22 protein-coding genes are annotated in these 25500 nt (G+C 66.3%); 17 read left to right on the forward strand and 5 right to left on the reverse strand.

Annotation, left to right across the window (positions count from 1 at the left end; genetic code table 11):
- Nucleotides 1–386: 386 nt before the first annotated feature.
- The 12 genes from POD19_RS06395 to POD19_RS06450 all read left to right on the forward strand — a co-directional run bounded on the left by POD19_RS06395 (nucleotide 387) and on the right by POD19_RS06450 (nucleotide 14386).
- On the forward strand, nucleotides 387–2354 hold the full coding sequence (locus tag POD19_RS06395; RefSeq protein WP_340309383.1) for a nucleoside-diphosphate sugar epimerase/dehydratase: 1968 nt from the start codon (nucleotides 387–389) through the stop codon (nucleotides 2352–2354).
- Nucleotides 2254–3375, forward strand: a complete 1122-nt coding sequence (locus POD19_RS06400; RefSeq protein WP_340309502.1) for a DegT/DnrJ/EryC1/StrS family aminotransferase — start codon at nucleotides 2254–2256, stop codon at nucleotides 3373–3375. The genes POD19_RS06395 and POD19_RS06400 overlap by 101 nt, the downstream gene beginning before the upstream one ends.
- Nucleotides 3372–4658 carry a NeuD/PglB/VioB family sugar acetyltransferase gene (locus POD19_RS06405; RefSeq protein WP_340309384.1) on the forward strand — a complete coding sequence of 429 codons (1287 nt, stop codon included), beginning with the start codon at nucleotides 3372–3374 and terminating at the stop codon, nucleotides 4656–4658. Before POD19_RS06400 ends, POD19_RS06405 begins: the two co-directional genes overlap by 4 nt.
- Complete coding sequence (locus POD19_RS06410) at nucleotides 4655–5911, forward strand: glycosyltransferase family 4 protein (RefSeq protein WP_144818475.1); 1257 nt, start codon at nucleotides 4655–4657, stop codon at nucleotides 5909–5911. Before POD19_RS06405 ends, POD19_RS06410 begins: the two co-directional genes overlap by 4 nt.
- Nucleotides 5908–6942 carry a polysaccharide biosynthesis protein gene (locus POD19_RS06415; protein ID WP_101967437.1) on the forward strand — a complete coding sequence of 345 codons (1035 nt, stop codon included), beginning with the start codon at nucleotides 5908–5910 and terminating at the stop codon, nucleotides 6940–6942. The genes POD19_RS06410 and POD19_RS06415 overlap by 4 nt, the downstream gene beginning before the upstream one ends.
- 2 nt (nucleotides 6943–6944) lie before the next feature.
- Nucleotides 6945–8039 carry a polysaccharide biosynthesis C-terminal domain-containing protein gene (locus tag POD19_RS06420; protein ID WP_144818474.1) on the forward strand — a complete coding sequence of 365 codons (1095 nt, stop codon included), beginning with the start codon at nucleotides 6945–6947 and terminating at the stop codon, nucleotides 8037–8039.
- A gap of 2 nt (nucleotides 8040–8041) precedes the next feature.
- Entirely contained in the window at nucleotides 8042–9172 is a 1131-nt protein-coding gene (wecB, locus tag POD19_RS06425) for a non-hydrolyzing UDP-N-acetylglucosamine 2-epimerase (RefSeq protein WP_101967439.1), read from the forward strand.
- A complete protein-coding gene (locus tag POD19_RS06430) occupies nucleotides 9169–10323 on the forward strand; it encodes a glycosyltransferase (RefSeq protein WP_101967440.1) in 1155 nt (384 codons plus the stop codon). The genes wecB and POD19_RS06430 overlap by 4 nt, the downstream gene beginning before the upstream one ends.
- An 83-nt stretch (nucleotides 10324–10406) precedes the next feature.
- Nucleotides 10407–11543 (forward strand): hypothetical protein, encoded by a 1137-nt coding sequence (locus POD19_RS06435; protein WP_144818473.1) that lies wholly within the window; start codon nucleotides 10407–10409, stop codon nucleotides 11541–11543.
- Nucleotides 11544–11726: 183 nt separating this feature from the next.
- A complete protein-coding gene (locus POD19_RS06440) occupies nucleotides 11727–12974 on the forward strand; it encodes a hypothetical protein (RefSeq protein WP_144818472.1) in 1248 nt (415 codons plus the stop codon).
- A 93-nt stretch (nucleotides 12975–13067) separates the two neighbouring features.
- A protein-coding gene (locus tag POD19_RS06445) for an IS3 family transposase (RefSeq protein WP_145930913.1) occupies nucleotides 13068–14218 on the forward strand; the annotation gives its coding sequence in 2 pieces (ribosomal slippage) (nucleotides 13068–13338 and nucleotides 13338–14218; 1152 coding nt in all).
- Nucleotides 14219–14233: 15 nt separating this feature from the next.
- Nucleotides 14234–14386, forward strand: coding sequence for an IS3 family transposase (locus POD19_RS06450; RefSeq protein WP_260849760.1), 153 nt, complete (start codon nucleotides 14234–14236; stop codon nucleotides 14384–14386).
- 548 nt (nucleotides 14387–14934) lie between these two features.
- Here the strand turns inward: POD19_RS06450 and POD19_RS06455 are convergent.
- The 5 genes from POD19_RS06455 to POD19_RS13020 all read right to left on the reverse strand — a co-directional run bounded on the left by POD19_RS06455 (nucleotide 14935) and on the right by POD19_RS13020 (nucleotide 19916).
- Nucleotides 14935–15276, reverse strand: coding sequence for a hypothetical protein (locus tag POD19_RS06455; RefSeq protein WP_254184685.1), 342 nt, complete (start codon nucleotides 15274–15276; stop codon nucleotides 14935–14937).
- A 37-nt stretch (nucleotides 15277–15313) separates the two neighbouring features.
- A complete protein-coding gene (locus POD19_RS06460; protein ID WP_144819312.1) occupies nucleotides 15314–15709 on the reverse strand; it encodes an acyltransferase in 396 nt (131 codons plus the stop codon).
- Between the two features lie 155 nt (nucleotides 15710–15864).
- Entirely contained in the window at nucleotides 15865–17199 is a 1335-nt protein-coding gene (locus tag POD19_RS06465) for a hypothetical protein (RefSeq protein ID WP_144819314.1), read from the reverse strand.
- 546 nt (nucleotides 17200–17745) lie between these two features.
- Nucleotides 17746–18640 (reverse strand): IS5 family transposase gene (locus tag POD19_RS06470; protein ID WP_119217444.1). Its coding sequence is split into 2 segments (ribosomal slippage): nucleotides 17746–18282 and nucleotides 18284–18640, totalling 894 coding nucleotides; the frame shifts between segments, so codons are not numbered across the junction.
- A 46-nt stretch (nucleotides 18641–18686) separates the two neighbouring features.
- Nucleotides 18687–19916 carry a glutamate-cysteine ligase family protein gene (locus POD19_RS13020; RefSeq protein ID WP_445299759.1) on the reverse strand — a complete coding sequence of 410 codons (1230 nt, stop codon included), beginning with the start codon at nucleotides 19914–19916 and terminating at the stop codon, nucleotides 18687–18689.
- 69 nt (nucleotides 19917–19985) lie between these two features.
- Here POD19_RS13020 and POD19_RS06485 point away from each other — a divergent pair, with 69 nt between their 5' ends.
- From POD19_RS06485 to POD19_RS06505, 5 genes are all read left to right on the forward strand, one after another.
- Nucleotides 19986–21317, forward strand: a complete 1332-nt coding sequence (locus POD19_RS06485; RefSeq protein ID WP_044659443.1) for a class I SAM-dependent methyltransferase — start codon at nucleotides 19986–19988, stop codon at nucleotides 21315–21317.
- Between the two features lie 170 nt (nucleotides 21318–21487).
- Nucleotides 21488–22552 (forward strand): siderophore ABC transporter substrate-binding protein, encoded by a 1065-nt coding sequence (locus POD19_RS06490; RefSeq protein ID WP_144819117.1) that lies wholly within the window; start codon nucleotides 21488–21490, stop codon nucleotides 22550–22552.
- Nucleotides 22549–23607, forward strand: a complete 1059-nt coding sequence (locus POD19_RS06495) for an ABC transporter permease (RefSeq protein ID WP_080695885.1) — start codon at nucleotides 22549–22551, stop codon at nucleotides 23605–23607. The genes POD19_RS06490 and POD19_RS06495 overlap by 4 nt, the downstream gene beginning before the upstream one ends.
- Entirely contained in the window at nucleotides 23600–24688 is a 1089-nt protein-coding gene (locus POD19_RS06500; protein ID WP_049146677.1) for an iron chelate uptake ABC transporter family permease subunit, read from the forward strand. The genes POD19_RS06495 and POD19_RS06500 overlap by 8 nt, the downstream gene beginning before the upstream one ends.
- Nucleotides 24685–25440 (forward strand): iron ABC transporter ATP-binding protein, encoded by a 756-nt coding sequence (locus POD19_RS06505; RefSeq protein ID WP_002857584.1) that lies wholly within the window; start codon nucleotides 24685–24687, stop codon nucleotides 25438–25440. The genes POD19_RS06500 and POD19_RS06505 overlap by 4 nt, the downstream gene beginning before the upstream one ends.
- Nucleotides 25441–25500: the final 60 nt, after the last annotated feature.

Raw genomic sequence — 25500 nt, forward strand, 5'->3', positions numbered from 1 at the left:
GTTTTCGAGGTCATCGCTTTGATGAGGCAACTGCGGGCCGCATTTCGGGTGTGATGTACGCTCGCGTCAGCGAGGCTGAGCGGTCATCACAGATCCCGCGAGATGCCCTTGTCGGTCGTCAGAGTCGATGTGCAGCGCACGGGAAACCGGAGGTCATGTGGTGAAACTGGTGGTCACCGGCCCGGGATATGTTCGGCTGCCCGTCTGCATTCGAGCGGTCGAGGCGGGCTATGACGTGGTAGTGACCCCCGACCGTGCCGACGTGGACCACTCGGCCGTTGCACCACTCCGCGTACCCGTGTACGGCACCCGCAATATGTTCTCGGCCGGGGATAACGTGACCGTTCTGTGATGTCGAGGGGTGCGGAAAGAGAAGGAGTACGGCGATGACAACCAAGGCGTGGACGGCAGCGAGACGCCACGATTGGGCGATCACCCTCGTGTGCGATGTGGGGGTGTGGGCGGTGGCGCTGGCCGTTGCCACGCTGTTCCGTTTTGAGTTCGCCGTGGGCCCGGTCCGATGGGCGGGGGTGCTCAGCGTCGTCGTGCTCACCGCGGTGGTGCAACTGGTGGCTGGGTACCTCATGGGCTTCTACCGCGGACGGTACGGCTACGGCACGTTTGAAGAGGTCCGCGGTCTGACGACACTTGTCATCGGCGTGTCGGCCCTGGTCACTGCCGTGTTGCTGGTGGTGGGGGAGGCATGGCAGGTCCCGCGGAGCCTACTGCTCATCGCGGGGCCCATTGCGCTGGTCCTCATGCTGGGGCTGCGCTACATCCATCGCCTGCGGCGGGAGGCGAGGATTGGCCCCGGCGAGGACGCCGCCCCCACCCTCATCTACGGGGCAGGCATGCTGGGCGAGGTTCTTGCGCGCCGGATGCAGATCGACTCGGAGTCCGAGTACCGGCCCGTCGGGTTCCTGGACGACGACCCCGGCCTGCGGCGGCGTGTGGTGCGGGGTGTCCCCGTGGTGGGGGCCCTTAAGGACCTGCCGAAGGCGGTGGATCGCACGGGTGCCACCGAGCTGATCGTGGCCATCGCGGCCGCCGACAACCGCCTCACCCGCGCGGTGGCGGACGCCGCCGCCCCGTTGAGCCTCCATGTGCGGGTGCTGCCGGTGCTGGACCGCCAGCTGACGTCCGCCGTGGGTCTGGAGGACCTGCGGAACCTGTCCATCGAGGACCTGATCGGCCGCGAGTCGGTGGACACTCAGGTGGACACGGCGGCCGAGTACCTTGTGGGGAAGCGGGTGCTCGTCACTGGCGCCGGCGGGTCGATCGGCTCGGAGCTGTGCCGTCAGATCGTGAAGTACGCCCCGGCGGAGCTGATCATGGTGGACCGGGATGAGACCGCCCTGCAGGACGCCCAGCTGGCGACCGTGGGCCACGGGCTTCTGGACACCGAGGATGTGGTTTTGGCGGATATCCGTGACGTGGCTGCTCTGAACCGCATCTTCCAGGACCGCCGCCCGGAGGTGGTGTATCACGCCGCAGCCCTGAAGCATCTGCCCATGCTGGAGCAGTACCCCGAGGAGGCGTGGAAGTCCAACGTCCTCGGCACGTTGAACGTGCTTGAGGCGGCCCGGGCGGTGGGCGTCGATGTGTTCATCAACATCTCCACGGACAAGGCGGCCAACCCCACGTCCGCCCTCGGGCACTCCAAGCGGGTGGCTGAGAAGCTCACGGCCTGGATGGCGCGGGAGACGGGGCGGCCCTACCTCTCCGTGAGGTTCGGCAATGTGATCGGCAGCCGCGGATCCATGTTGCCCACGTTCCGGCGGCTGATTGAACAGGGCGGCCCGGTGACCGTCACCCACCCGGAGGTGACCCGATACTTCATGACCATCCCGGAGGCCGGCCATCTGGTCATCCAGGCCGGAGCCATCGGCCGGCCAGGTGAGGTGATGATCCTGGATATGGGGGAGCCGGTGCGTATTCTGGACATCGCCCAGCGGATGATCGCCATGTCCGGGAAGGACGTCCCTATCACGTTCACAGGACTCCGCCACGGGGAGAAGCTCCACGAGGAGCTCATCGGGCAGGGCGAGACGGATGACCGTCCCTTCCACCCGAAGATCTCCCACGCCGCGGTGGACGTGCTCGCGCCAGACGCCCTGGACTACGACGAGTGGCTGAGGCGGACGCGGGCCAGCACCCCCGAGTGGCCTCGTCCGACGCACCGGCTCGCAACGCATGAACCTGACCAGCTCTACGAGGGAGAACGGCGAGATGACCACCCACACGCGCATCCTCATGTCTTCGCCGGATGTGGGCCAAGCCGAAGAAGACGCCGTGGTGGCCGCGATCCGCTCCGGATGGATCGCTCCGCTCGGCCCGGACGTGGACGCCTTTGAAGCGGAGATGGCCGAGCGCATCGGCGTCGGCCACGCCGTGGCATTGTCCTCGGGGACGGCCGCCCTGCACCTGGGACTGCTCACCATGGACATCGGGCCGGGGGACATCGTGGTGACGTCGACGATGACGTTCGCGGCCACCGCGAATGCCATCGTCTATACCGGAGCCACCCCCTACTTCGTCGACAGTGTCGAGGCGACCGGGAACATGGACCCTGACCTGCTCGAAGAGGCGCTGACGGCCCTGGAGTCGGCGGGTACCCCAGCCCGTGCCGTGGTGCCCGTGGACTTGCTCGGCAAGGCCTGCGACTACACCCGCCTGATGGAGATCGCCGACCGTCATCAGGTCCCGGTCTTCGCGGACGCTGCCGAGTCCCTCGGTGCTTCCCATGCGGGCACGCCTGCCGGCAGGTTCGGACGGGCGTCCGCGTTCTCTTTCAACGGGAACAAGATCATGACCACATCGGGGGGCGGCATGCTCCTCACGGACGACGCCGACATGGCGGGTCGTGTGCGCTACCTCGCCACGCAGGCCCGTCAGCCGGTCACCCACTACGAGCACACGGACATTGGCTACAACTACCGCCTGAGCAACCTCCTGGCTGCGCTGGGCCGCGCTCAGCTGCGTCGGCTCGACGCGATGATCGCACGGCGCCGCGAGTGGCGCGAACGCTACCGGGATCTCGTGGCTCAGGTGCCAGGTGTGGAGATCTTCGGAGGCGCGGACGACGCAGAGGACAACTGCTGGCTCACCTCTTTGGTGATTGACCCGGATGTCGCTCCCCTGCCGGTGAGCGATCTGCGGCTGCGGCTGGACGAGGCCGCGATCGAGTCCCGTCCTCTGTGGAAGCCCATGCACCTGCAGCCGGTCTTCGCCGACGCCCCCAGACTGGTCACCGGCGCCAGCCAGCGGCTCTTCGAAACCGGTCTGACCCTGCCCAGCGGCAGCGCGCTGTCCACCGAGGCCTTCGATCGGGTCCTCTCCGCACTCGCGGCGGCGTGGGGGGTGGACCCATCATGACCCTCTACCCCCGAGTCAAACGTGTCGGTGATGCCACGCTGGCAGGGCTGGGGCTGGTCGTGACGGCTCCTCTCATGGCCGCCACCGCCGCTGCGGTGGCGGTGAAGCTGGGCCGCCCGGTGCTCTTCGCCCAGGAGCGCCCCGGAAAGGACGGGCGTGTGTTCACGCTTTACAAGTTCCGCTCCATGAAGGTGGAGGACCAATTTGATGGCCCGGTGACGGACGCGGACCGGCTCACATCTTTCGGCAGATGGCTGCGCTCGACCAGCCTCGATGAACTGCCTTCCCTATGGAACGTGCTGCGCGGCGACATGTCTCTGGTGGGTCCGCGCCCTCTGCTGCCGGAGTACTTGAACCTGTACACGCCGCGGCAGGCGCGCCGGCACGAGGTACGGCCGGGCATCACTGGACTGGCTCAGGTCTCTGGGCGCAACGCCGTGGGCTGGGAGGAGCGCTTCGATCTCGATATCGAGTATATTCAGAATATAAGCTTCCGCCAGGACCTGTCGATCTTGTGGCGTACCATCCGCTCAGTGGCGGTGCGCGAGGGCATCACGGCGGAGGGGCAGATGACCATGTCCCGCTTCACCGGCACCCATCCCGCTATCGCCGAAAAAAATACAAGAAGGAATGTAATGACAAGGCGTAATCTTTATATTATGGGTGCGGGCGGCTTTGGGCGCGAGGTCGCCGATGTCGCCAACGCCATCAATGCTCGGCTTGGTGACGGCGAGGGCTATACGCTCGCTGGGTTCTATGATGACGGGGCGTCAGACACGAACATTGGACGTCTAGAGGCCTTGGGTCTGCCCTTTCTCGGCCCTCTACCTGCTTCCCCGCCGGAGGACGGTGCATGTTTGGTCATCGGGATCGGCAATCCACAGGTGCGCCGGAAGATCGTCGAACGTATCGCTGACGCGGGGTGGATATTCCCCAACCTGGTGCACCCCACTGTGCAGACCGGTGGCGCCTTCCGCATGGGTGAGGGCAACGTCATCTGTGGGGGAGTTCAGATTACCACGAACGTGACCATCGGATCCCACGTGCACCTGAACCTGAACTGCACCATTGGTCATGATGCCCGCCTGCAGGACAGTGTCTCCGTCAATCCAGGAGCGGCGATCTCCGGTGAGGTCACCGTCAAAGAGGCAAGCCTCATCGGGGTCGGCGCCATCGTGCTCGAGGGACGTACCGTCGGACGCTGCAGCATTGTCGGCGCCGCCGCCTGCGCGGTGAAGGACGTGCCGGACAACGTTATCGTGAAAGGCATCCCCGCACGGTGAAGATCCTTGTCCTCTCGCAGTACTATCCCCCAGAACCGGCCCCCATCCCGGCGTCGGTCGCCCGTGGCCTTGTCAGTCTTGGACATGAGGTCAGAGTGCTCACCGGACTACCTAACTACCCGGAGGGGCGTCTTTACGCGGGATACGACACCCACGGGTCGATCGAGTGGATCGACGGCGTCCCCGTGCACCGGGTCCGGTCGCACCTGTCGCATTCGAGCAACCCGTTCGGGCGCTTCGTAAGCTACGGCAGCTTCGCATTGGCCGGTGTCAAACAGCAGGCACTAGTGCGTGGTGCCGATGTGGTCTATGTGTACGCGACCCAGATGACGGCTTCGGTCCCCGCCTTGCTCGCGTCGGTGGGTCGGGTCGGCACGCCCTACGTGCTTCATGTCCAGGACCTCTGGCCGGAGTCGGTCACAGAATCCTCCATGGTCCCGAAGAGGGTGGGACGGATCATGGCGAACCTCATGAATCCTTGGCTATCTTTGACCTACCGACGCGCCGCCGCCGTCGTGGCCATCGCACCGACGATGACCCGCATCCTCGAGGAGCGAGTTGGACCCGGGACGCCCGTCCATACGCTGCTCAACTGGTCTGAAGATGCGCGGGTCAACGTCGGACGGGACCTAAGCAGGACAAATGGTGTGCTGCGGCTCCTCTACGCGGGGAACCTCGGGGACCTGCAGGATTTGGAGACCATTGCGGCCGCAGTCGAGATCGCCGTGGGTCGGGGTCTCGATGTTCAATGGCGCATCGCCGGGGGAGGCAGCGCCGAGAATCGTCTGCGGCAGCGATGTGAAGGTCTTGTGGAAGCCGGAAAGGTGCTGTTCCTCGGACGGTTGACCCCTCCGGAGCTCCAACCCCATCTCGATTGGACCGATTTCCAGCTGGTCCCCTTAAAGGACTTGCCCATCTTCCGGGGAACGGTTCCCTCGAAGCTGCAGGGCTCTATGGCCGCTGGCATCCCGGTCATCACCACTGTTCTTGGCGACGTGCAGAAGATTGTGAGTGAGCACGGCACGGGGTTCACCAGTCCTCCCGAGGACCCCCTCGCCCTGGCGGATGTCCTTGCCGACGCCGCGGCGCTCCCGCAGAACCAGTACGAGGACATGAAGACGGCTGCTCGCCGACTGTTCGAGGAGCGCATGTCATCAGTCTCAGCCCTCGGTCAGCTCGAGGACATCCTCCATCACGCCGCCGTCCAGGGAACCACGCCTTCTCGATCCAGCCTTCACCAGGAGCAGCCATGACCGACCGCAAAATCCTGATCACCGGTGGCACCGGCTCGTTCGGCCACACCGTCACCACCCGGCTCCTCGAGCGCGAGAACATCGCGGAGATCCGCATCCTAAGTCGGGATGAAGCCAAGCAGGACCAGATGCGCCATGACCTCGGCGACGACCGTCTGCGCTTCTATCTGGGCGACATCCGGGACTACACCAGCGTGTCTCGCGCGGTCAGGGGCGTGGACTACGTGTTCCACGCGGCCGCCCTCAAGCAGGTGCCCTCCTGCGAGTTCTTCCCGATGGAGGCCGTCCGGACGAACATCTACGGATCGGACAACGTGATCCGCGCATCCGACGAGGCCGGCGTCGGCTCGCTGGTGTGCCTGTCCACGGACAAGGCCGTGTACCCGGTGAATGCGATGGGCATGTCCAAGGCTCTGATGGAGAAGGTGGCGCTGTCCCACGGGCTCAACAATCCGACCGCAGCCACCACCGTCTCCTGCGTGCGCTACGGCAACGTCATGTATTCGCGCGGCTCCGTGATCCCGCTCTTCATCCGCCAGCTCAAGGCCGGCAAGAACCTCACGGTGACGAACCCGGAGATGACGCGGTTCATGATGTCCCTGGCGGACTCCGTCTCTCTCGTGGAGTTCGCCTGGGAGAACGCCAGACAGGGCGACCTCTTCATCCGCAAGGCACCCTCCTGCACCATTGGCACCCTCGCCCAGGCCGTCATCAACCTGTTCCAGTCGGACGCGCAGGTGGACGTCATCGGCACGCGGCACGCAGAGAAGCTCTCGGAGGCCCTGGCCAGCCGCGAGGAGCTGTCCCGCGCGGAGGACATGGGCGAGTACTTCAGGATCCGTGCTGACGCGCGGGATCTGAACTACAAGGTCTACGTGGACGAGGGGGACAAGGCGCTCACTCAGTACAACGACTATGACTCCCACACGGTGGAGCGGTTGTCCGTGACGGAAGTCGAGGACCTTCTCCTGACTTTGCCTGACGTCCGCAGGGAGCTCGCCCTGGCGGGCATTCGAGTGGAGAAGGGCTGAGCATGGCGCGCTACGTGATGACCGGCGGACACGGATTCCTGGGGCTCCATACCCGTGCTGCCCTGCACGAGCAAGGCCACGAGGTTCGCCTTATTCCGGTGGGGGAGGGATTCGACGCGTCCGAGGCCCGCGAGGCACTAGACGGCGCCGATCAGCTCCTGCACCTGGCGGGCGTGAACAGAGGGACGGACAGTGAAGTCGCCGACGGTAACAGGCTGTTCTCGCAGCAGGTGTCTGATGTGCTCCTTGAGGTCGACCGCGCTCCGGCTCGCGTGGTCTTCGCCAACAGCGTCCAAGCCACTAACGGCTCTGTGTACGGCGATGCCAAGTCGGCGGCGGGGGAGAGGCTGGCCCGTGCGGCAGCCTCCCGGGGTGCCGGGTACGAGGACGTCCGCCTGCCCAACCTGTTCGGCGAGTTCGGCCGCCCCTTCTACAACGCGGTCACAGCGACGTTCTGTCATCTGATCGCCGCTGGAGAGGAGCCTCAGGTCCACCAGGATCGGGAACTGACCCTCCTGCATGCGCAGAACGCGGCGGACGTCCTGATCGGGACTGTGCCGGTGTCAGCGATGGCGGACCTCGCGGTGAACGAGACGGTAGGCGGTCTCGCCCGGCGGCTGACCGCGATGGCACGGGTCTATGAGCGTACGGAGATCCCCGATCTGGCATCTCCCTTCGATCGTGACCTGTTCAACACCTACCGGTCCTACCTGTACCCCGGCGGGCTGCCGCTCGACATCATTCGCCACGCCGACGCCCGCGGCTCGTTCTTCGAGATCGTTCGCGCGCACGGGGGATCGGGCCAGACGTCGTTCTCCACCACTGCCCCCGGTGTCACGCGCGGCGACCACTACCATCGCCGCAAGGTGGAGAGATTCACGGTCCTCGCAGGAGAAGCCGAGATCTCGCTGCGCAAGCTGGGGACGTCCGACGTGCACACTTTCCGGGTGAACGGCGAGACCCCGGTCTCCGTTGACATGCCCACGCTCGTGTCACACAACATCACCAACGTGGGCGACTCTACGCTGTACACCGCGTTCTGGACCAACGACATCTTCGACCCCAAGAACCCCGACACGATTCCTGAGGTGGTGTGACCATGAGCGGTCGCTTGAAAGTCATGACCGTGGTGGGCACACGCCCGGAGATCATCCGGCTGGCCTGTGTCATCCGGCGGCTGGAGAAGCACACGGACCACGTGCTGGTCCATACCGGGCAGAACTACGACTACAACCTCAACGGCGTCTTCTTCGAGGATCTCGGTCTGCGCGCCCCGGACCACTTCCTCGAGGCGGACACCTCGTCTCTGGGCAGTGTCCTAGGCGACGTCCTGAAGGGGACGGAGAGGGTGATCCTGGAGGAGAAGCCGGACGCGATGGTTGTCCTGGGGGACACCAACAGCTGCGTATCCGCCATCATGGGCAAGCGCATGAAGGTGCCGGTGTTCCACCTGGAGGCGGGCAACCGCTCCTTCGATCCCAACGTGCCAGAAGAGATCAACCGACACCTGGTGGACCATGTCAGCGACTACAACCTGGTCTACACGGAGCACTCCCGGCGCAATCTTCTCGCCGAGGGCCTTCACCCCGCCTCGCTGCTGGTGATGGGTTCCCCGATGCTGGAGGTCCTGACCTCGTACCGTGACCGGATCGAGGCCTCTGATGTGCTCGAGCGCCTGGGACTCACCCCCGGGGAGTACCTCCTGGCCAGTGTGCACAGGGAGGAGAACGTGGACCGCCAGGACCGGCTGGAGAAGGTCCTGGCGTCCCTGGCCGCGGTAGCGGAGGACCAGGGCGTGCCGTTCTTGGTCTCCACCCATCCACGAACGCGCAAGCGGATCGAGGCCTTCCACCTGAATGCCGACAGCAACTTGCGGCTGCACGAGCCCCTGGGCTTCCACGACTACAACAAGCTGCAGCTCAATGCGCGGTGTGTGATCTCGGATTCCGGTACCATCTCCGAAGAGTCATCCATGCTTGGCTTCCCAGCAGTCACTTTGCGAGACGCCATCGAGCGTCCGGAGGCGATCGACACCGGTGCCATCATCGCCACCGGGCTGGATCCCGAGGATGTCGTGGACGCGGTCCGCATGACCATCGAGGACCATACTGCTGATGGACCCGCGGCTCGCCCCGAGGATTACGCCATCGGTGACTCTTCACGCCGAGTGGTGAACTTCATCCGGTCGATGGCCACGACCCACCACCAGCGGCGGGGGATCCGACGGTGAGATTGCTGATCATAACGGCGGGTTTCCCTCCGGCGTATCTCGGCGGTGGGCCGATTCGCACTGTCTCCGCAATGCTTCGTTCGGCGCCTCAACACCACGAAGCGTATGTCTTGACGGCGAACCACGACTTGGGCCAAGCAGATCGGCTGGTGGAGGACGCCAGCGCGTGGCACAGCGTGGGCAAGTCCATGGTGCGATATGTGGACCGAGGCGTGGGGTCGTGGCTCCGCGCCCTGCGTGCAGGCTTGAAGACGGACCCTGCTGCTGTTTATCTCAACAGCCTCTTCAGTCCGAAGTATTCGCTCTCGGTTCTGCCTTTTGTTGCGGTAAACCCTGGGGTACGCCTCGTTATCGCTCCTAGGGGTGAGCTGAGTGCAGGCGCGCTCAAGTTGAAACGCCGCAAGAAGACGTTGTTCCTTGCCGGGTTGCGGCGCTCTGGACTGTTGCGTTCTGTGATATGGCATGCCTCCACCCCGCACGAGGCGCAGGACATCCGGCGCGAATTCGGCCCAGAAGCGCGTGTCCTCGTTCGTGAGAACGATACCGACCTGCCATTGACACCGCAGTTGCCTCCGGACAAGGCGCATGTCGAGGGAGGGCGATTGAACATGGTCTTCATGTCGCGGCTCTCACCCAAGAAGGGGCTTCACGTGTTGTTAGAGGCGCTTCAGTCCGTGAGTTCGCCGGTGCGCCTCACGGTGGTGGGTCCACACGAGGACCAGGATTACGCCCGGCGGTGCGTAAGACTGGCGGAATCCCTGCCTGATCACGTGCAGGTGGTGTTCCACGGTCCTGTGCCCGCTAACCGCATGCGCGAGGTCTTGTCTGACTTCGACGTCATGGCCTTCCCTACCGCCGGAGAGAACTTCGGGCATGTCATCGCCGAGGCGCTGTCGGTCGGGTGTCCTCTCGTGATTTCTGACACCACGCCCTGGTCCGATCTCCTGCGCCGTCACTCTGCGGGGCGAGTCCTGCAGAGCAGATCTGCGGCATCCTGGTCGGCTGCCGTTGACGAATACGCGTCCCTGGGCCCCAGTGAATGGCGCGCCGCAAGAGAGCGGGCTGCGGGTGCCTACAGCGAATGGAGAAACTCTCCGTCTGCGCCGCATTTCTTCGATCTACTCGAACGCGCACTGGCGGAATCGCAGTGATACGGCGGAAACGCCTTAATGTCTCCGCACTGCGCCGAGGAAGCAAAGCGGTAGTTGCCCAGGGAGCCACCAGCGCTACCTCCATGGTGCTGTTCGTGGCTGTGGCGCGCGCAGGAGATTTGGCCCTGCTGGGGCGCTACTCGATCTACTATGCGGCATTCCTCGTGGCGGTGCAGGTCGTTCGCGAAGCCACCATCACGCCCTTGCTCTCGCGAAAGCTCAGCGATCCTGAGCTGAAGTCACACGCCGGCAGGCAATCGCTCGCGGGTTTGGTGCTTGGACCGGTGACGGTCCTCATCGGGGCCATGCTCGTGCTTCCGGACCTGATCTGGTTGGGTTTCGGCCTTCATGGGATGCTTCTGTTGCACTACATCAAGCTTGTCTCGGTGACGTTCGGCAACGGCCGATCCGCGATACTCCAGGAGCTGGTCGTCCTCACAGCCGTCTGCATCGCTGGCCTGGGTGCCGTGTTCTTCGACCTTCCTGCCCAGGCGCCATTTCTAGTGTGGATCTGCATGTCCGCCGTGGTCGGCTACATCTCGGCGCTGACCGGTCGGTATGCCATTCGCCCACGGTGGCGCGCCGAACAGGGGGAGGGCGTTGCATCGGCATCTTTCTCCCTACAGGCCCTTGTCAATGCCTCCTCTGTGCACGTTTTGACCATGGCAGTGGGGCTGACTGCGGGCCTGCCCACCGTGGGTGCCCTCCGCGGGGCGTCGACACTGGTGGGTCCGGCGAATCTTGTCATCACTGCGGTTCAGCCGATTATCATTCGGCGGGTCTCCGCCTATGCCGAGCGTCCCAGTCATATCCGGGCGCGGCTATTGCTCAGAGATGCAGCTCTCACCGTGGGGGCATACTCCGCTGCAGTAATTCCCCTTTTAGCTTTGGGGTACCTCGCCGGCGAAGTTCTATTGGGAGAGGACGTCTGGCCGTCAGTTCGCCCCATTCTTTTTCTCGTAGCAGCTGATGGATTACTGGCGGGCGTGGCCACAGTGGCTGTCAGCTATCATCGGGCCACCTGGAACCATCGGCGCGCGCTCACTATCTCGCTAGTGACGCTGATCCCGCGATGGTCATTGGTGCTTAGTCTATCCCTGGTGTATGGGGCGTCTGGGGCTGCCGCAGGAGCCGTTACTGCAACCGCTCTATCCACACTTGTGTGGTGGTTTTCGGCGCTGAGTCATAGTCTGACCAGACAACAATCGGCGCAGGGGTGATGGATCCAAAGTGGGAACGCGGGGGTTCGTGTCCAGTGGTGAGATGCATCCAGAAGCGTATTTCGAATACTTTTACTGTGATAAGAATGAGCCGCGACAGAACGATGCAGGAACATGAGAATTATATATTTCAGATTAGCGAGCACGCTCTTTTCTATTGTGGTGACATGCATCACTTCGCTGATGCTCGGGGGCGCCGCCCAGGAGGCTGCTCTGATTACAGGCGTAGCTCTTGCAATTGTATCGGCCACAGCCTTTATTAAGTTGGGGGAGGGTACGTTCAGTGCGGGATCTGTAACATCGTTTTGCATTCTAGTCTTTGGGGCGGGAGCAGGAATTTATACAACTGCTGGGTACTTCCCCCTTGCTGAAACGTCAACCTTCCACGGCCTTTGGGTAGTGTTGAGCATGTTCCTAGCGCTTCAATTATTCATTCTATGGATATGTCCAGAAAAAGTGGCCAATAGCAGCAATTTCAATCGCATCTCTGATCATCAAATCCGCAGGTTCGCCCACGCCGGGCTTCTGCTAGGGGCCGTGTCGACGGCTTTGCTTTTTTTAAATGTCCCCGTTATTCCAACACCCATGGTAACGTCCGCCATCATTTTCCTGAGCTTTTCTCTGAGCTTCTCCAAAAAGGCGTCGAGGAAGGTGTTTTATGCCACTATTGTTTTAGTGATGATATTTGCCTACTATGAACTCTTTTTTTCCGGATTCGGTCGCCTAAATATTGCCGCGCTGTTGCTATCAGTTGCAGCCATCTGGTCATTGGCAAACCCATCCAGAGTAGCTAAGTGGCTTACCCTAGCTGCGGTTGTTCCCATGCTTGGAGTGCTATCTCTGGCGCGCCTTGCATTTCTTGAGGAGGCGCAGGGTAGAATTCCCGGCCAGACGGAAGGCATTGGGTCAGTTGTTGGCCCAGTCGGGAGCGCTGGGGCCATTGCTGTCGCGCACCTGGAGCAGGTAATACAGCCCGCTTTAGGGATGACACTCATTGCAGCCGCATTATTCTGGGTTCCCTCTGATCTGTGGTCAGGAAAACCCCTTGGATTTGGGCGTGAGATTGTTAAAGTCACCCAGCCTGAACATCTCTCTACAGCAGAGTTTTCAGATGCAGGCATGGTGGTGGGTGAAGCCATTTGGAATTTCGGTATTGTCGGAGGAATTGTCTCACTTTTTGTTGTGGCGGCAATGGTGCGCTGGGTTGATTGCTTCTTCATGAACTCCCGCCGTTCCGATCGATCATTGCTATCTTCACAATTGGTGGTGTTATTCGGGGTCGTAGCTGGAAGCATGACACAGGTCATATGGGGTGGCGCTTTTACATGGTCGTCTCGAACTGTGATTCCCATTGTCATAATTTGGCTCACGGCAAATATGGCCATGTATACGATGCGGTCCCAAAAGAGGGATCCCATGCATTGTGATTGAAGAAAAGTGGTGGGCTGACCCCGTTTCGTAGGTCCAGTCGTTATGAGAGTCGTCCTGTTGCCCGCGGTCGCGGGCAGGGAGACTGGTCAGATCATGACGAACAGCAGGAAGCGTCACACCCCCGAGCAGGTCGTCCGTAAGCTCGGGCAGGCCGACAGGATGCTCGCCGATGGTCAGGACGTCGCGGCGGTGTGCCGGGAGCTCGGGGTGTCCGAGCAGACGTACTACCGGTGGCGGAACCAGTACGGCGGCCTCAAGGCCGAGGACGCAAAGCGCCTGAAGGAGCTGGAGAAGCAGAACGCGACCCTGAAGCGTCTGCTCGCGGAAGCGGAGCTGGAGAAGGCCGCGCTCAAGGAGCTGGCTGAGGGAAACTTCTAAGCCCGGACAGGCGCCGCGCCGCCGTCGATCACCTCAAGCGCAAGTTGCGGGTGAGCGAACGGATGGCGTGCCGTCTGGTCGGGCTGAGCCGCTCCGCGTACCGGCGACCGCTCAAGGGCGACACGGTCGCGGACCCGGATCGGGCGCTCAGGGAGTGGCTGCGCGCCTGGGCGAAGGACCATCCCCGCTACGGGTATCGGCGGGCGTATCACGACGCCCGCGCCGAGGGGTGGGTGGTGAACCACAAGAAGATCCAACGCCTGTGGCGTGACGAAGGGCTCCGGGTCCCGCAGCGGCGTCGACGCAAGCGCGTCGGGTCCTCGACCGTCGACGCGCCGACGGCGGACGCGCCGAACGTGGTGTGGGCGGTGGACTTCCAGTTCGACGCCGACGAGCACGGACGACCGATCAAGATCTGCTCGATCGTCGACGAACACACCCGGGAGTGCATCGGCGGCCTCGTGGAGCGCTCGATTACCGCCGACCGACTCACCGCCCACCTCGAGGACCTCGTCGCCGCCCGGGGCGCCCCGGCGGTGCTCAGGTCGGACAACGGGCCGGAGTTCATCAGCGAGGCGATGGCCGACTGGGCCGGCACCCGCACCGGCCTGTCCTACATCCCTCCGGGCTCGCCGTGGCGCAACGGGTACGTCGAGTCGTTCAACAGCCGGATCCGCGACGAGTGCCTCAACATCAACAGCTTCTACTCGCTGCTGCACGCACAGGTCATCATCGGCGACTGGAAGGACGAGTACAACCACCACCGCCGGCACTCCTCGCTCGGCTACCTAACCCCAGCCGAGTACGCTCGGCAGTGCACCCATCAAATGGAAACCGACGACTCACAGAACGTCCGGACCGAATGAAGGGGGCGGCTCAACTTGGAGATCGCGGTCGCGGAGTACATCGACTGGTTCAACCATCGTCGTGTGCACGGCGAGATCGAGCTGGTCCCTCCGGTCGAGTTCGAGGACGCATACCATCATGAACACCCCGTGCCGGCGCCTGCCGGGGCGGCACTTGCGAGCCTCTAACAAACCCGGGGCGATTCAGACGTCTACCATCATGAGAACCCCGTGCCGGCGCCCGCCGGGACGGCACTTACGAGCCTCTAACAAACCCGGGGCGATTCACGTTCTTGAATGATCTGCTTGGTAAGAACTGGAAATGACCGGAGCTCTTAGAGAGTTTCGATCCGCGGGGGCAGGTCGTGTTCCTTAGCCCCTGCGCGGTAAAAAGGAACATTGCGTCGAGATGCCGACCACATCGCGTTGAAGCGCTACAGCTGGAAACGCTCGGCTTCAGCCCGCGTTACGTCAGTCTCATACCAGGCTGCCCTGGCAAGAACTTTCTCGTATCGGCGGCGGCCTACGGTGGAGCGAAGAACACGCGAGAAGATGCACTCACTGTAACCGCCGACTGCAGGGTGAGAGGTCTGCGCCAGGTACGCCACGCCATGGAGATGGGTCCCTGCCGCAGTGGGCTGTCCTGGGGGATGCTGCCGCGTGAAGTTGGGTGGCGTCACTCTCGTCTGCGGTGGTCGCTCAAGGTAGAATGACCGCTGTCATCGTGACATCGGCCCCTACTCGTCAATAGCACCTACTCTCAACGATTCACGCGTCCGAGCGGCCGCGTCCCGCACCACGGCGCGCAACGGGGCGACGGAGTCCTCGGCGTCGTGCCCCTCGGTCGGCGGGGTGGCGGCCGCCTCCTTCTCGATACGGCGCTGCCGGGCCGCGGCGCCGCCCTCGGCCATCATGGCGTGAACATGACTCAGCTCGGCCGCGCAGCGCAGCCGCTCGGCCACCGGCGTCAGCCGCTCGATCTCCGCCGGCAGGTGCTCCGCCAGCGGGACGGTCTGGCCCGCGGAGCAGAGGAATCCGCCGGCGCGGATGGCAATGGAGAGGAGGTTTACGCGGCTCATGCTGCTGGCTGGTCCGGAGCGAGCGTCTGTCGGTGGATCACGCGTCGAAGTGCTTAAGTACGCGCGCCGGGACTCCGCCGATCATCACGTTGTCTGGGAACTCGCCGCGCACGACTGCACCGGCCGCTACCATGCACCCGCGGCCCACGGACGAGCCCGCGAGGAACGTCGTCCGAGCCCCCATCCAGGTCCCAGCGCCCATCGTGATGCCGGCGCTGTACCCCTGGCCGGCGCGCCGCGTGGTGTCGCCGAGGTGGTGACTGCCGGCGACCAGCATGACACCGGGGCCGAGGTCGCAGCGGTCCTCGATCCGTACCATGGCACCGGGACCACCGATGGGCTGGCATCCCCCGCCGATCCAGGTCTGGGCCCCGACCTCGACCCACTTGTTCGAGAGCATCGCCGTCCCGTTGATCTTTGCGGTGCGGTCCACGCGAGCCCCGGCGACCGTCTACACGCCCTGACGCAACGCGAAACCGCGGGTGTGGGGCGTAATAGCAGAAAGGAGGTTGGGGAGCCACATGGACATGGGATCGATGGTATCCGCTTGGAGGTGTCTGCGAAGTCGCGACCGAATGGGGACGCGCGTCAGCGGTCGCCGTCCCAGGCGTCCACCGGCAGGGTTTTGGGGACCTTGCCCGCGACACTGAGGGTGGGCTCGCGCACCATTTTCACCGTGATCGCGGTGAGGTCGATCCCCTGATCCGTCTTCCGGACATCCTCGTGTACTCGCGCGGTGATCTCCGCGTCCGTCCACGTGGGCGCGGGGGCGGTCGCCAAGATCGTGAGCTCCCCGGCCGACGTCGGGGCGAACTGAACCTGGGTGATGGTGGGGAAGGCTCGCAGCATGTGTTCGTACTGATTGGGAAGGACGTTCGCGAACGTGCCATCGAGACGACGCACCGCCACCTGCTGGTTCACCCGACCCCGAACCGTCGACAGGTACCGGATGTCATCCACTCCGTCAACTCCCTCAACGGCGTCGCCGATGGCGTAGTTGAATAACGGGAAGCGGCGTGGGTCGAGCGTCGTCACCTGGATGCCTGTCTCGGGGTCGGGCAGGGCGCCGTAGATGCTCGCCCAGGGGACGCGCAGGGCGCCGGCGGTCGCATCGTAGTGGGCCAGCAGCCCGGTCTCGACGGATCCGTACTCGCCGGCGACTCTGGCCCCGAAGGCCCGCGCCATCACCTCAAGGTCCTCTGCGGTGGAGGTGTCCGACGTCGGGATGACCCATTCGAGTGAGCTGGGGGCGGGGAGGCAGTGAGAGATCAGGTGATGGGCCAGCTGGGTGATGTAGGAGGCGTACCCGATGATGTATTTGGGCTTGAGTCGGAGCAACTCGTCCGCGACGGAGGCGAGGGCTTCGGGTGAGCGGTCGTAACCATTGACTCGATGCCCTCCGCTCGCCAGATCTTTGGCGGCGCGCACCACCTTGCGGACGCCTGCCTGTGGGCCCCCGCCAAAGAGATGGCTGTGGCCCCAAGGATGGAGGTAAGGGTCCCCCGGCTCGATACCGATCCAGGACCGTCCGAGGAAGCCGTTAACCCAGCGGTCCGGGACCTCGTCGTCGCTCTTGGGGTACCGCATCGGTGAGCCCGTGCTGCCTCCCGTGACGTAGGCGGCCTCGCCGCCGCCGTCACCGAACACAAGGTCCTGGTGCTCTCGCAGCACCTCCTTCGTCAGCAGCGGGAAGTTCTGGATCTGTTCCAAAGTCTCTAGCCGGTCGGGCAGGGCGTACTTCCGCGCCCAGTACCGATAGAAGGGGGAGACCTCCCGTGCCTGCTCCCAAGCCTCGTTCAGCTTGTCGAGCCGGATCCGTTGCTGCTCGTCCGCCCCGGTCTCCGCATACAGGCGCTTGCGGTTATCGAGCTCGGATAGCTGACGACGCTTCAAGGCACGGATCACGATCTTCCGCGGGTTCATGTGGAGTCTCTCCAAAAGGTGGGGGGCGGAGGCAGGCGGTGCAGGGCTGAGGTAGGCGCGAAAACCTGCGACCAGCCGGCGCCCGCAGGAAAGGAGTTCCCCGTTATGTTACCGCCTGGTCGAAGTAGCAGTCCGGCACGGATCCGGCCACGCGCCTGCCGAGGGGACTGCCGCTGCCGCCCCGAGGGTTCGGTCCTGTGTTGATGCAGTCGGCCTACTGCTTCTCAAACTTCTCGCACATCTCCGGGGACGACGTCCTCGCGGAACTCCTCGGGGTAAGGGGCTGGCATGGTGCACATCCATCTCTGCGATGCGGGGATGCCACAGACGATATGTCACCCATGGGTGCATCAGTCCCCTTTATCGGCTGATCAGGGCCGTTGGAGAGTATTAACCCGATCATTTCCCGTCGATCGTCGGGTGGCATGTAGGATAGGAAATCATTATCGCGACCTGCAATGAAGTGTTACGAGAGTTTCGGGCGCTCACAAAAACGCCCGCGGGGCGGCCTTGCGGATTGGGGGCGCGATATCAGGGCGAACAGCACTAGGGCATGTCTGACAATCGTTTGGACCATGCGATCACAGCATTCAGCACCACAGCGGACCGGTAGACGATCGCGTACTTGTCATACCGGGTCGCCAGACCCCGCCACTGCTTCAGGTGCGCGTACTGACGCTCGATGACGTTGCGGCCCTTGTAGGCGTCCGCGTCGAGGCTGACGGGGCGCCCGCCGCGGGCACCGCGCCGTCTGCGGTGGCCCTGCTGGTCGGCCGGTTCGGGGATGACCGCTTTGATCCCACGGGCACGTAGGTGGGTGCGGATCGCCCGGGAGGAGTACGCCTTATCGCCCAGCACGGCCTCGGGGCGGGTCCGGGGCCGCCCTACTGGCCGGGTCACGCGCAGCTGCGCCAGAAGAGGAAGCAGCATCGGGGAGTCCCCTGCCTGGCCGGGGGTGATCAGGCTGACCAGCGGCAGCCCGGTCCCGTCCACGAGCTGATGGATCTTCGTGCTCAGCCCGCCACGGGAGCGCCCGATGCCGTGATCGGCCGGCTCCTCACGCGGATTCTTGTAGTTCGATCCATCCCCCTGTGTGGCGGGTGATGTTCGTCGCGTGCTGGTGGGCGCGGGCGATCGTGGAGTCCACCGAGACCGACCAATCGATCAGGCCTTCGGCGTCAGCGGCGGCGGTCAGCGTGGCCAGCACCGTGTCCCATGTGCCCTCTTCAGCCAAGCGCCGATGCCAGGTCCACACGGTCTGCCAGGGCCCGTAGACCTCGGGCAGATCCCTCCAAGCGATTCCGCACCGGTACCGGTAGATGATCGCCTCCACCATGGTGCGGGCGTCGGCGAACGGCCTGCCGGCGCGGCCGGTCCGGGTCGGGAGCATCGGGGCGATCAACTCCCATTGGGTGTCAGAGAGCATCTGGAACCGGGACATGTCCCCAGGGTCTCAGCTGACTCGTGCATCTATTCTCAGACACGCCCTAGATGACCTCCGTGGTCGTGCTCGATTTCTCAACCGCATATGCACGCAACGATTCCCGAGTCCGTGCCGCCGCGTCCAGCACGACCGCGCGCAGCGGGGCCACCGCGTCATCCGTGTCCTCACCCGCGGCCGGCGGGCCGGCCAGGGCCTGTGCCTCCACGCGACGCTGCCGGGCCGCGGCGCCGCCGTCGTCGATCATCGCCTGGACGCCGGCGAGCTCCGCCGCGCAGCCCAGCCGCTCGGCGACCGGGGTCAGTCGCTCGATCTCCGCCGGCAGGTGCTCCGCCAGCGGGACCTGGGTGCCGCGGGCGTCCACGATCACGGTGGCGTCCATGCCGTACCGGGCGGCGCGCCACTTGTTCTCCTGCACGTGCCACGGCGGCAGGACCTCGACCGTCTCGCCGCGCTCCAGGCTCGCGGACAGGTCATCCACGAGGCACTGCGTGTAGGCGGTCACGGCGGCGATCTCCTCGAGCGTGGCCAGGCCGTCGCACGCGCGCATCTCCACCGTGCCCAGGCGGGCACGGCCCGCACGTCCCAGCGGCACTCGGTGACGTCCGCGATCATGCCCACCTGCTCCATCTGGGCCACGCAGCGCTCGAAGTCCTCCCACTCCTGGAACTGGAACGGCAGGCCGGCCGTGGGCAGCTGCTGGAACAGGAGGGTGCGCTGGGACTGGTAGCCCGTGTCCGTGCCCGCCCAGAAGGGGGGAGGAGGCCGAGAGTGCGAGCAGGTGCGGCACGCGGTTGACCAGGCCGTTCACCACCGGCATGGCCTTGGAGACGTCGTCCAGGCCCACGTGCACGTGCACGCCGAAGATCAGCATCTGCCGACCCCAGTACTGGGTGAGATCCAGCATGCGGTCGTAGCGTTCGCTGGGCGTCGAGGGCTGCGCGATCGCGTCCGCGAACGGGTGCGTGCCCTGGCAGAACAGGGAGATGCCCCGCGCCGCCGCGGCGTCGGCCACGCGCGCGGCGATCCGGCCGAGGTCCGCCGTCGCGGCGTCGACGCGCTCGTGCACACCCGTGACGAGCTCCACCGTGTTCTGCAGGAGCTCGCTGGTCATGTGCGGGTTCACGTCGTCCTCGGCGAGGCCCTCGGTCGCATGCAGGGTGCGCAGCAGGTCCGGGGCCTCGGAGCGCAGCTCGCCGGACACGGCATCCACGAGCGCGAGCTCCCACTCGATTCCGAGAGTGGACTGCGCGGAGTCGGCGAAGGGCAGAGTCATGCCGCCCATCCTAGAAGCCCCGGCCCGGTCTGTGCCCGGTGTCCACGCTCCGGACCTAGGGTGTGGGGCATGGCCCGTCCCCGCCCCGCCTCCCGCTCGCCGCGCCCCACGGCCGCCGCCTCGGAGGCGGACGACACCGCCCTGGCCCCCGTCCTCGAGCCGGAGGGCCGCGCACTGCTCGACTCCCTCGCCGGGTACCGCGAGGCCGACGCGCTCGCGGTCTCCTCCCGCCTGCGCGCCGCGGGGCACCCGCCCGAGCGCGTGGCCGCCGCGCTGACCCAGGCCGCGCTGCGGTCCCGGGCGGAGGCCCGCCTCGGGCCGGAGGCGCGCCGGATGCTGTTCACGCGCGACGGCCTGGAGCAGGCCACCCGCCCGCTGGTCGCGGGCCTGCATGCGGACCGGCTGGCGGCCGCGGGGGCCCGGCGCGTCGCCGACCTCGGCTGCGGTCTCGGCCTGGACGCGCGCGCCTTCGCCGACCGGGGCCTGGACGTCGTGGCGGTGGAGCGGGACGCCGTCGTCGCCGCGGCCGCCGAGGTGAACCTCGCCGGCCACCGCGGAGCGCGTGTGGTGCACGGCGACGCCGTGGCCTGGGCCCGCGCCCACGTGCCCGCCGAGGCGGACGCGGTGTGGCTGGACCCCGCCCGCCGTCAGGTCGGCGGGGGCGGGTCCGCGCGCGTGTTCGACCCCGAGGCGTTCTCCCCGCCCCTGAGCGTCGTGACGGACATCGCCGCGACGGGCGTCCCGCTCGGTGTCAAGCTCGGCCCGGGGCTCCCGCACGAGGCCGTGCCGGCGGGCGCCGAGGCCGAGTGGGTGAGCGTCGACGGCGACGTCGTGGAGGCCGCCCTGTGGTTCAACGCGGCGGCCCGCCCCGGGGTGCGGCGGGCGGCGCGCGTCATGACCGTCCGGGGCGGGGAGACGACGACGGCGCAGCTCGTCTCCGGCGCGGACTTCGGCGACTCGCCCGAGGTCGAGGCCGTGGGGGAGGAGGGCATGGCGGGGCTCGTCGGCGCGGTCCTGCACGAGCCGGACGGCGCCGTCATCCGGGCCGGACTCGTGACGGACCTGGCCGCGTCCTGGCCCGTGCCGACGCGGCAGCTGGACCCCCACCTGGCCTACCTCGTCGCGCCCGAGCCCGTGCGGGACGGCCTGGCCCGCGCCCATCGGATCGAGGCGGTGCACGGCTTCCACCTGGCCTCCCTGCGGCGCTGGGCGAAGGAGACCGGGGTGGGTCGGCTGGACGTGAAGAAGCGGGGCATCCGCGAGACGCCCGAGGAGGTGCGTCGCGCCGTCCTCGGCGGGGCGAAGCCGGGCCGGCGTGGCGGGGCCGGACGGCACGCCACCCTCGTGCTGGCGCGCGTGGGTCGGGCGCGGTTCGCCCTCGAGGTGACGCCGTTGGACTGACGGGGCTCGAGGCCGCGGGCCCCGGGCGGCGGGACCCGTCGAACTCCCGTTGGGGGATTACGGCACCCTCGTGTACGGTATTCGACTGAGGCAAGGCTCACCTCCACGGGAGCGCGCCCACCACCCCGACTGCTCATCCCGGGGCAGCCCCGCCGCCCAGAAGGAGAACCATGCCGCGTTCTGCCCGCGCCCCCCGCCTCGCCAGGCTCGCCCTGACCTCGGTGGCGGCCCTCGCCCTCGTCGGCTGCTCCGCCGGCGGCGCGGCCACGGGCTCGTCCTCCGTGAGCGCCGCCGGCGAGTCCTCGTCCTCCGCGAGCGCCGCCGGCGGCTCCTCGGCCGCCTCAGGCGGCGTCGTGGCCGGGGTCACCGTCACCGACATGTCCGGCGCCGAGGTCACCCTGCCGGAGGAGGTCGACTCCGTCATCGCCACGGACAACCGCACCTTCCGCACCCTGGACGACTGGGGCGTCGAGCTGTCGGCCGCGCCGAAGCAGATCATGTACAAGGGCGAGGGCGGGCCCTCCTACCTCCAGGACGACTCGGTCGCCGACATCGGCAACCACCGGGAGCCGGACATGGAGCTGTTCGTCACGGCTGAGCCGGACGTCGTGTTCAACGGCCAGCGGTTCAACGAGCGCAAGGCGGAGATCGACGAGCTGACCGGCGACGCCGCCGTCGTGGACACGAACTTCGACGTCACGCAGACCCCCATGGACGAAGGCCTGAAGAAACTGACCACCCTGCTGGGCGAGGCCACCGGCCACGAGGCCGATGCCGAGAAGCTCATCGCCGACTTCGACGCCGCCACCCAGCGCGCCAAGGATGCCTACGACCCCGAGCAGACCGTCATGGGCCTCATCGCCTCGGGCGGTGAGCTCTCGTACGTCGCGCCCAGCGCCGGCCGCGCCATCGGCCCGTTCTTCGACATGCTGGACCTGACCCCGGCCCTCGAGCAGTCGGGCACCGACAACCACCAGGGCGACGACATCTCCGTCGAGGCCATCGCGAAGTCGAACCCGGACTGGCTGATCGTCATGGACCGTGACGCCGCCGTCGGCGAGGAGAACGCCACCGCTGCCGAGCTGATCGAGCGCTCCGAGGCCCTCCAGGACGTGACCGCGGTGAAGGAGGGCAACATCGTGTACCTGCCCACCGACTTCTACGTCGCCGAGGACATCCAGAACCACACCACCGTCATGGAAGACCTCGCGAAGGCCTTCGAAGGCGCGCAGTGATTCTCGACGTGCGTCACCACGTCGCCGACGCCCCGCCCCGGCTCGAGGAGCCGGGGCGGGGCGACCGCGTGTGCTGGGTCCCGCCCGCCGTCCTGCGGCCCGAGCGCACCCGCTGGCAGCGCACTTGGCCGCTGCTGGCCGGCATCGTGGTGACCGCGGTCCTCGTCGTGGTCTCGCTGTTCGTGGGCGTGTACGACGTCGGCGCGGAGGGCGGACGCGAGATGTTCGCCATCACGCGCGTGCCGCGCACGGTCGCCCTCGTGCTGGCCGGCGCCTCGATGGCGATGTGCGGGCTGATCATGCAGCTCATGACGCAGAACCGCTTCGTGGAGCCCAGCACCACGGGCACCACCGAGTGGGCCGGTCTCGGCTTGTTGGTGACCATGGTGCTCGTGCCGGGGGCGGGCCTGGTGACCCGGATGGCCGGGGCCATCCTCTTCGCCTTCGTCGGCACCCTCGTGTTCTTCCTCTTCCTGCGGCGTGTGCGCCTGCAGTCCTCCCTCATCGTGCCGATCGTGGGCATCATGCTCGGCGCCGTCGTGGGCGCCGCCTCGACGTTCCTCGCCCTCCAGACGGACATGCTGCAGCAGGTGGGCGCGTGGTTCGCGGGCTCGTTCACCTCCGTGGTCCGCGGCCGGTATGAGCTGCTCTTCCTCGTGCTGATCGTGTGCGTGGCGGTCTTCGTCATCGCGGACCGCTTCACCGTGGCCGGCCTCGGCAAGGACGTCGCCACGAACGTCGGCCTCAACTACGACGCCGTGATCCTCACCGGCGTGGCCATGGTGGCCGTGGCCACCGGGGTGGTCACCGTGGTGATCGGGGCCCTCCCGTTCCTGGGGCTCGTGGTCCCCAACCTCGTGTCCATGGTCCGTGGCGACAACCTGCGCACGAACCTGCCCTGGGTGGTCATGGTCGGCGTGTGGATCGTGATCGTCTGCGACCTGATCGGGCGCACCGTGATCGCCCCGTTCGAGGTGCCCATCTCGCTGATCCTGGGCCTCGTGGGCGCGATCGTGTTCCTCGCCCTGCTGCTGAGGCAGGCCAAGCATGGTTGAGCCGCTCGCGACCGCCCCGGGTCGCATCCCCGCCCCGCCCGGCGGCGCCACCGCGGCCGGGCCCGTCGACGCCGACGCCCCGCGCCGGTCCGGCGCGTTCGTCACCGCCGCCGACCGCCGGAGGTATGCGGTCGTCGTCGCGGTGCTGGCCGTCGTCGCCGTGCTCTCCACCGCCGGGGTCCTGCTCTGGGGCAACGAGGCCGAACCCGGTTCGCGCGCGTTCTGGATGATCGCGCGGATGCGCGTGGAGTCCCTGGGCGTGATCGGCATCGTGGCGCTGTGCCACTCCTTCGCGACCGTCAGCTTCCACACGGTGACGGGCAACCGCATCATCACGCCCTCGATCATGGGGTTCGAGGCGCTCTACACCGCCGTGTCGACCGCCGCCGTGTACGTGCTGGGGGCCGCGGGCGTCGCGGTGCTGACCGGGGTGGGGCCGTTCCTCGCCCAGGCCGCGCTCATGGTGGCGCTGGCGACGGCCCTGTACTCGTGGCTGCTCTCCCGGCCCTACGGCAGCGTCCATCTGATGCTGCTCGTGGGCGTGGTGCTGGGCGGCGGGCTGGCCGCGCTGAGCACGTTCATGCAGCGACTGCTGGACCCGAACTCGTTCGACCTGCTGAGCGCGCGGCTCTTCGGCAACATCTCGAACGCCCGGACCGAGTACGTGGCGATCGCCGCGCCCATCGCCGTCGTCGTGTGCGCGCTGCTGTGGCTGCGCTCCCGCCGCCTGAACACGGTGGCGCTCGGCGCCGACGCCGCGACCAACCTGGGCCTGCACCACCGGCGCGAGCTCATGGTGACGCTGCTGCTGGTCTCCGTGCTGATGGCCATGACCACCGCGCTCGTGGGCCCGATGACGTTCCTCGGCTTCCTCGTGGCGACGCTGGCGTACAGCCTCGTCGACACCCACGACCACCGGTTCATCCTCCCGGTGGCGGCGCTGGCCGGGTACGCGGTGCTCACGAGCGCCTACTTCGTGCTGCGGCACGTGTTCTACGCGGGGGGTGCGGTCACGGTGGTCATCGAGCTGATCGGCGGCATCACCTTCCTGGTCGTCGTGATGAGAAAGGGACGTCTGTGATCGAGCTGCGCGGCGTGGTGAAGCGCCACAGCGACGAGGTGTGCATCGGGCCCGTGGACCTGGACATCCAGGCCGGGGGAGTGACCGCGCTCGTGGGGCCCAACGGGGCGGGCAAGTCCACGCTGCTGACGATGATCGGCCGGCTGCAGGACGCCGACGCCGGGACGATCGCCGTGGGCGGGCACGACATCACCACGACGCCGTCCCGGAAGATCGCGCAGACCCTGTCCATCCTGCGGCAGGAGAACCACTTCGTGACGCGGCTGACCGTGCGACAGCTCGTGGGGTTCGGGCGCTACCCGTACACGCGCGGCCGGCTGACCCTGGAGGACGAGCGGCACGTGTCCGACGCGATCGACTTCCTCAACCTCGGCCCGTTCGAGAACCGGTACCTCGACCAGCTCTCGGGCGGCCAGCGGCAGCGCGCGTACGTGGCGATGGTGCTGGCGCAGAACACCGAGTACGTGCTGCTGGACGAGCCGCTGAACAACCTGGACATGCAGCACTCGGTGCAGATGATGCAGCAGTTGCGCCGGGCCGCCGACGAGCTGGGCCGGACCGTGGTGATCGTGCTGCACGACATCAACTTCGCCGCCCACTACGCCGACCGGATCGTGGCCATGGGCGACGGCCAGGTGGTGGAGACCGGCACCCCGGCCGAGATCCTGCGCCCTGAGGTGCTGGAGCGGATCTTCAAGACCCCCTGCAGCGTGGTGGACGGACCGCACGGGCCGCTGGCCGTGTACTACTGAGCGGGGCGACGGTGAGGCCGGCCCGGGTCGGTCCGGGCGGGGGTCGGGTGCCCGGCCGAC

The organism is Micrococcus sp. GPGPB33, assembly GCF_037853785.1.
Taxonomy (GTDB): Bacteria; Actinomycetota; Actinomycetes; order Actinomycetales; family Micrococcaceae; genus Micrococcus; species Micrococcus luteus.

Excerpts from the sequence above, each read along its gene's own strand:
- POD19_RS06395 (WP_340309383.1), top strand. The coding sequence starts at position 387 with ATGACAACCAAGGCGTGGACGGCAGCGAGACGCCACGATTGGGCGATC.
- POD19_RS06400 (WP_340309502.1), top strand. The coding sequence starts at position 2,254 with ATGTCTTCGCCGGATGTGGGCCAAGCCGAAGAAGACGCCGTGGTGGCC.
- POD19_RS06405 (WP_340309384.1), top strand. The coding sequence starts at position 3,372 with ATGACCCTCTACCCCCGAGTCAAACGTGTCGGTGATGCCACGCTGGCA.
- POD19_RS06415 (WP_101967437.1), top strand. The coding sequence starts at position 5,908 with ATGACCGACCGCAAAATCCTGATCACCGGTGGCACCGGCTCGTTCGGC.
- POD19_RS06420 (WP_144818474.1), top strand. The coding sequence starts at position 6,945 with ATGGCGCGCTACGTGATGACCGGCGGACACGGATTCCTGGGGCTCCAT.
- wecB (WP_101967439.1), top strand. The coding sequence starts at position 8,042 with ATGAGCGGTCGCTTGAAAGTCATGACCGTGGTGGGCACACGCCCGGAG.
- POD19_RS06435 (WP_144818473.1), top strand. The coding sequence starts at position 10,407 with ATGGTGCTGTTCGTGGCTGTGGCGCGCGCAGGAGATTTGGCCCTGCTG.
- POD19_RS06440 (WP_144818472.1), top strand. The coding sequence starts at position 11,727 with ATGCTCGGGGGCGCCGCCCAGGAGGCTGCTCTGATTACAGGCGTAGCT.
- POD19_RS06455 (WP_254184685.1), bottom strand. The coding sequence starts at position 15,276 with ATGAGCCGCGTAAACCTCCTCTCCATTGCCATCCGCGCCGGCGGATTC.
- POD19_RS06465 (WP_144819314.1), bottom strand. The coding sequence starts at position 17,199 with ATGAACCCGCGGAAGATCGTGATCCGTGCCTTGAAGCGTCGTCAGCTA.
- POD19_RS13020 (WP_445299759.1), bottom strand. The coding sequence starts at position 19,916 with ATGACTCTGCCCTTCGCCGACTCCGCGCAGTCCACTCTCGGAATCGAG.
- POD19_RS06485 (WP_044659443.1), top strand. The coding sequence starts at position 19,986 with ATGGCCCGTCCCCGCCCCGCCTCCCGCTCGCCGCGCCCCACGGCCGCC.
- POD19_RS06490 (WP_144819117.1), top strand. The coding sequence starts at position 21,488 with ATGCCGCGTTCTGCCCGCGCCCCCCGCCTCGCCAGGCTCGCCCTGACC.
- POD19_RS06500 (WP_049146677.1), top strand. The coding sequence starts at position 23,600 with ATGGTTGAGCCGCTCGCGACCGCCCCGGGTCGCATCCCCGCCCCGCCC.